The organism is Kitasatospora sp. NPDC005748 (assembly GCF_040630735.1).
Classification (GTDB): Bacteria; Actinomycetota; Actinomycetes; order Streptomycetales; family Streptomycetaceae; genus Kitasatospora.
This window is the reverse complement of record NZ_JBEXYD010000138.1, coordinates 1-4,231: the sequence shown is the minus strand read 5'-3', so window position 1 is coordinate 4,231 and position 4,231 is coordinate 1. Positions and strand designations below refer to the sequence as shown.

3 protein-coding genes are annotated in these 4,231 nt (G+C 71.9%); 1 reads left to right on the top strand and 2 read right to left on the bottom strand.

Annotated features, from left to right (window positions below; genetic code table 11):
- Together ABZ495_RS36780 and ABZ495_RS36775 are read right to left on the bottom strand one after the other, a co-directional pair.
- Positions 1–1,751: beta-ketoacyl synthase N-terminal-like domain-containing protein (locus tag ABZ495_RS36780; RefSeq protein WP_359840340.1), on the bottom strand; the 1,751-nt coding region annotated here is incomplete at its 3' end.
- Positions 1,752–2,157: 406 nt separating this feature from the next.
- Positions 2,158–2,838 carry a DUF1707 domain-containing protein gene (locus tag ABZ495_RS36775; protein WP_329490239.1) on the bottom strand — a complete coding sequence of 227 codons (681 nt, stop codon included), beginning with the start codon at positions 2,836–2,838 and terminating at the stop codon, positions 2,158–2,160.
- 271 nt (positions 2,839–3,109) lie between these two features.
- Here ABZ495_RS36775 and ABZ495_RS36770 point away from each other — a divergent pair, with 271 nt between their 5' ends.
- Positions 3,110–4,123 carry a methyltransferase gene (locus ABZ495_RS36770; RefSeq protein ID WP_329490238.1) on the top strand — a complete coding sequence of 338 codons (1,014 nt, stop codon included), beginning with the start codon at positions 3,110–3,112 and terminating at the stop codon, positions 4,121–4,123.
- The last annotated feature ends 108 nt before the right edge of the window (positions 4,124–4,231 follow it).

Here is a 4,231-nt window from a genome sequence, read left to right as displayed (position 1 = left end):
CGGGCAACCCCCGACACCACCCCGGCCGCACCCGACCCGGCCACCAGGCCACCCAGCCCCGACACCAACTCCTCACGACCACCACCGACCACCACAGCCCGGTGCTCGAACACCGACCGCGTCGCCGCCAACGACCACGCCACATCCACCGGTTCGAGCGACGGCCGCGCCGACACCCACTCCCGCAACCGGCCCGCCTGACCCGCCAACGCCTCCGACGACTGCGCCGACACCGGCCACGCCACCGGCCCGGCCGGCTCCAGCACCGCCACCGCCTCAGCCTCACCGGCCGGCTCGTCCAGGGCGTCCGCCTCGTCCGCGTCCTCACCGGAGGGCTCGTCCGCCCCCGCGGAGTCACCGTCCGCGGTCGGGGCCTCCTCCAGGATGATGTGGACGTTGGTGCCGCTCATCCCGAACGACGACACGCCGGCCCGGCGCACGTGCTCGCCGGTCGGCCAGGCCGCCGCCTCGTTGAGCAGCCGGACCTCCCCGGCCGCCCACTCCACGTGCGACGTCGGCACGTCCGCGTGCAGCGTCGCGGGCAGCTGCTCGTGCTGGAGGGCCAGCACCATCTTGATCACACCGGCCACACCGGCGGCCGCCTGGGTGTGCCCGATGTTCGACTTCACCGAACCCAGCCACAACGGCCGGCCCTCGGTCCGCTCCTGACCGTAGGTGGCGATCAGCGCCTCGGCCTCGATCGGGTCGCCCAGGGTGGTCGCCGAACCGTGCGCCTCCACCACGTCGACCTCGTCGGCGCGGACCCCGGCGTTCGCCAGTGCGGCCCGGATCACCCGCTGCTGCGCCGGACCGTTCGGCGCGGTCAGACCGTTCGACGCACCGTCCTGGTTGGCCGCCGAACCACGCATCACGGCCAGCACCTTGTGCCCGTTGCGCCGCGCGTCCGACAGCCGCTCCACCACGAGCACGCCGACGCCCTCGGCCCAGCCGGAGCCGTCCGCCGACTCGGCGAAGGACTTGCAGCGCCCGTCCACCGACGTCCCGCGCTGGCGGGAGAAGCCCACGAAGACGGACGGGCTGGAGATCACCGTCGCGCCGCCGACCAGCGCCAGCGAGCACTCACCGGAGCGCAGCGACTGGGCGGCCAGGTGCAGCGAGACCAGCGACGAGGAGCAGGCGGTGTCGACCGTGACGGCCGGGCCCTCCAGGCCGAGGGTGAACGCCACACGCCCCGAGGTGACGCTGGTCGCGATGCCGGTGAGGAGGTGGCCCTCCGAGCCGCCGGTCTGCACCGCCGGGTCCGTGCCGTAGCCCTGGGTGTAGGCGCCGGCGAACACGCCGGTCCGGCTGCCGCGCAGCGAGGCAGCGTCGATGCCCGCCTGTTCGAGCGCCTCCCAGGACACCTCCAGCAGCAGGCGCTGCTGCGGGTCCATCGCGACCGCCTCGCGCGGCGAGATGCCGAAGAAGCCCGCGTCGAACTCGGTGGCGTCGTACATGAACCCGCCGTGGCGCGCGTACGAGGTGCCGGGGTGGTCCGGGTCGGGGTCGTAGAGGTTCTCCAGGTCCCACCCGCGGTCCTGCGGGAACGGGCCGATCGCGTCGGTCCCCTCGGCCAGGAGCCTCCACAGCTCCTCGGGGCCCTGCACCCCGCCGGGGAAGCGGCAGCCCATGCCGACGATCGCGATCGGCTCCTGGTTCCGCTCCTCGACCTCAGCCAGGCGACGGCGGACCTGGCGCAGATTAGCCGTCACGAGCTTGAGATAATCGCGGAGCTTTTCTTCGTTCGCCATGTGAATTCCGCCATCCCTGCTTGCCGAGGATATGCCAGTTCTGATCTGCACAGCCGCGGTGCGGGATTACCGCGGAAATTAGGCAAAATCGAGAGTTCTCAATACCTGCAAATGATCGAGCCCACCATCGACAGGAACGTATCCAGCCCCTGCTGGGCGGCGCAACGTGGCAGTTGAACACTTGAACCTCGCCCGGGAATCGAGGAATCCAGCACTCGTTCCACCGGTGCGCGCGGGTACCGGACATCATTGAATACCATCGCCCGGCCATTCAGGTCCAGGGCGATGCGTGCGCGCTCGCACACCCTCCTCGCACAACGCAAGGGGCGGCGGCCGGCTCCTCCGAGCCGACCACCGCCCTCACCGGGACCACCGCCCCTTGCCGGACCGCGGTCCGACCGCTACCTCAGAGCGCGCTCTCCCCGCGCATCCACTGCCCGAGCGTCCGCCGCGGGTACCGCACCACCACGTCGCCGCCGCGCACCCGCCCGGTCACGTTCACCCGGAGCTCCGTCGGCTCGTTCCAGGCCGCCTTGGGCACGCGGACCTTGAGGTCGCCCACGCCGACGGCCAGGTCGTGGGTCGCCACCACGATGCCGGGCCTGACCACGATGACCAGGTCACCGCCGATGCTCAGGTAGACGTCGAGGTCGAGCGTGTCGTGAGTGATCACCGCCTGGGTGAAGTCGAGCTTGACGTCGCCCCCGTGCATGCGGACGTCCAGCCGGCGCGGGACCTCCCAGGGCCCGGACCGGCGCAGGGTGCCGAAGCGCTGGTTGATCTCCACGATGTCCTTGCCCGGCGGGCCCGTCCGCACCGGGGGCGCGGGAACGGGCGCGGGCGCGGGGACGACCGGAGCGAGGGGGGCGACCGGCAGATCGCGGGTCAGCCCGGCCAGTTCACCGAAGGTGCGGGCGTTCAGCGCCACCGTGAGGCGCTCGTCGAGTTCCTCGGCCGTGAGCCGGCCGTCCGCCGCGGCGTCGCGGAGGATCTCGACGACCTCGTCCCGGTCGGCGTGCGAAGCCCTGATGTCCTCCGCGGACACGTCCCCGGCCTTGCGACCGTTCGACGCCGTGTCATCCGTCATGTCTCCGGCCTGATCCTTCTCTGGGGAGTCACATCGAATCGACGGTACATGACACCGGTTTGTCCCTTCGACCGCAAGCGGAACATTCGGCCGTGTTCAACTGGTGGCCCCCGCGCGCCGGACCGGATCCCCGGGCGCCGCCCGGCCTCGAACTCCCGTCTCACGGCGGGGCAGTTGAACGACGCGACGCCCGGCGCCTCCCCGCATTACCGTCGGCCGAACGAACCGTCATGCGCAACCTGCCGTCTAAGCCTAGGAAGTGAACGGGGCCATGGAAACGTCGCTGGTGAGTCTTGTCATGGGATCCTTGACGTCCGCGACGGTCGGCGCCGCGGCTCGGCTGGGTGTGGCCGACGCCCTCGCGGACGGACCGGCCACGGCCGCCGAACTGGCCAAGGCCGTCGACGCGGACCGCGACGCGCTGGTCTCCCTGATGACGGCCCTGACGGCGCTGGGGATCTTCGCCCGGGACGAGGACGGCCGCTACACCAACTCGCCCCAGTCCGAGCTGCTCCGCACCGACCACCCCGACTCGATGCGGCACCTGACCGCGCTGCTCTGCGGCCTCTACGCCCAGGCCGCCGCCGGCGGCCTGGCCGAGGCGGTCCGGACCGGCACCTCGGTCATGCCCCACGCCTTCGGCGTCCCGCTCTACGAGTACCTGGAGAAGGACCCCGAGACCGCGCGGATCTTCGACCTCGCGATGCAGGACTGGGCCCGGCCGATCGGCAAGATCCTGGCGGAGCACGTCCCGTTCGAGGACGTCCGCACGGTGATCGACGTCGGCGGCGGCAACGGCACGCTCCTCAAGGCGATCCTCACCGCCCACCCGCACCTCAAGGGCGTCTGCGTGGACCGTCCGGACACCTGTCGGCGGGCCGAGGCCGAACTCCGCGCCTCGGGCGACGCGGACCTCGCCGGGCGACTCACCTACCGCCCCGCCGACATCCTCCGCGAGGTGCCCGAGGGCGGCGACCTCTACATCCTCAAGAACGTCCTCCACGACTGGAGTTCCGAGAGCGGCATCCAGATCCTCGGCAACATCCGCCGCGCCATGAGCGCCGGCGCCGACGGCTCCCCGACCCTCCTGGTCATCGACCCCCTCGCGGAGCACGACTCCGGCGCCGCCTTCCGCAACGTCATCAAGATGATCGTCGGCGAGCCCAACACCCGCGAGCGCACCGAGGCCGACATGCGCCGCGAAGCCGCCGCCGCCGGCCTCCAGGTCGTCTCCCTCACCCCCTGCCCCGCCGACCTCACCGTCACCACCTGCACCCTCGCCTGACCGTCCCCCCGGGCCCGCTGGGCCGCCTCCCCGGGGAGGCACCCGCACCATCGCCACCAGGTCGTAGCCGCCGGTGACCGAGTAGACCTCGCTGACGCCCTCGATGGC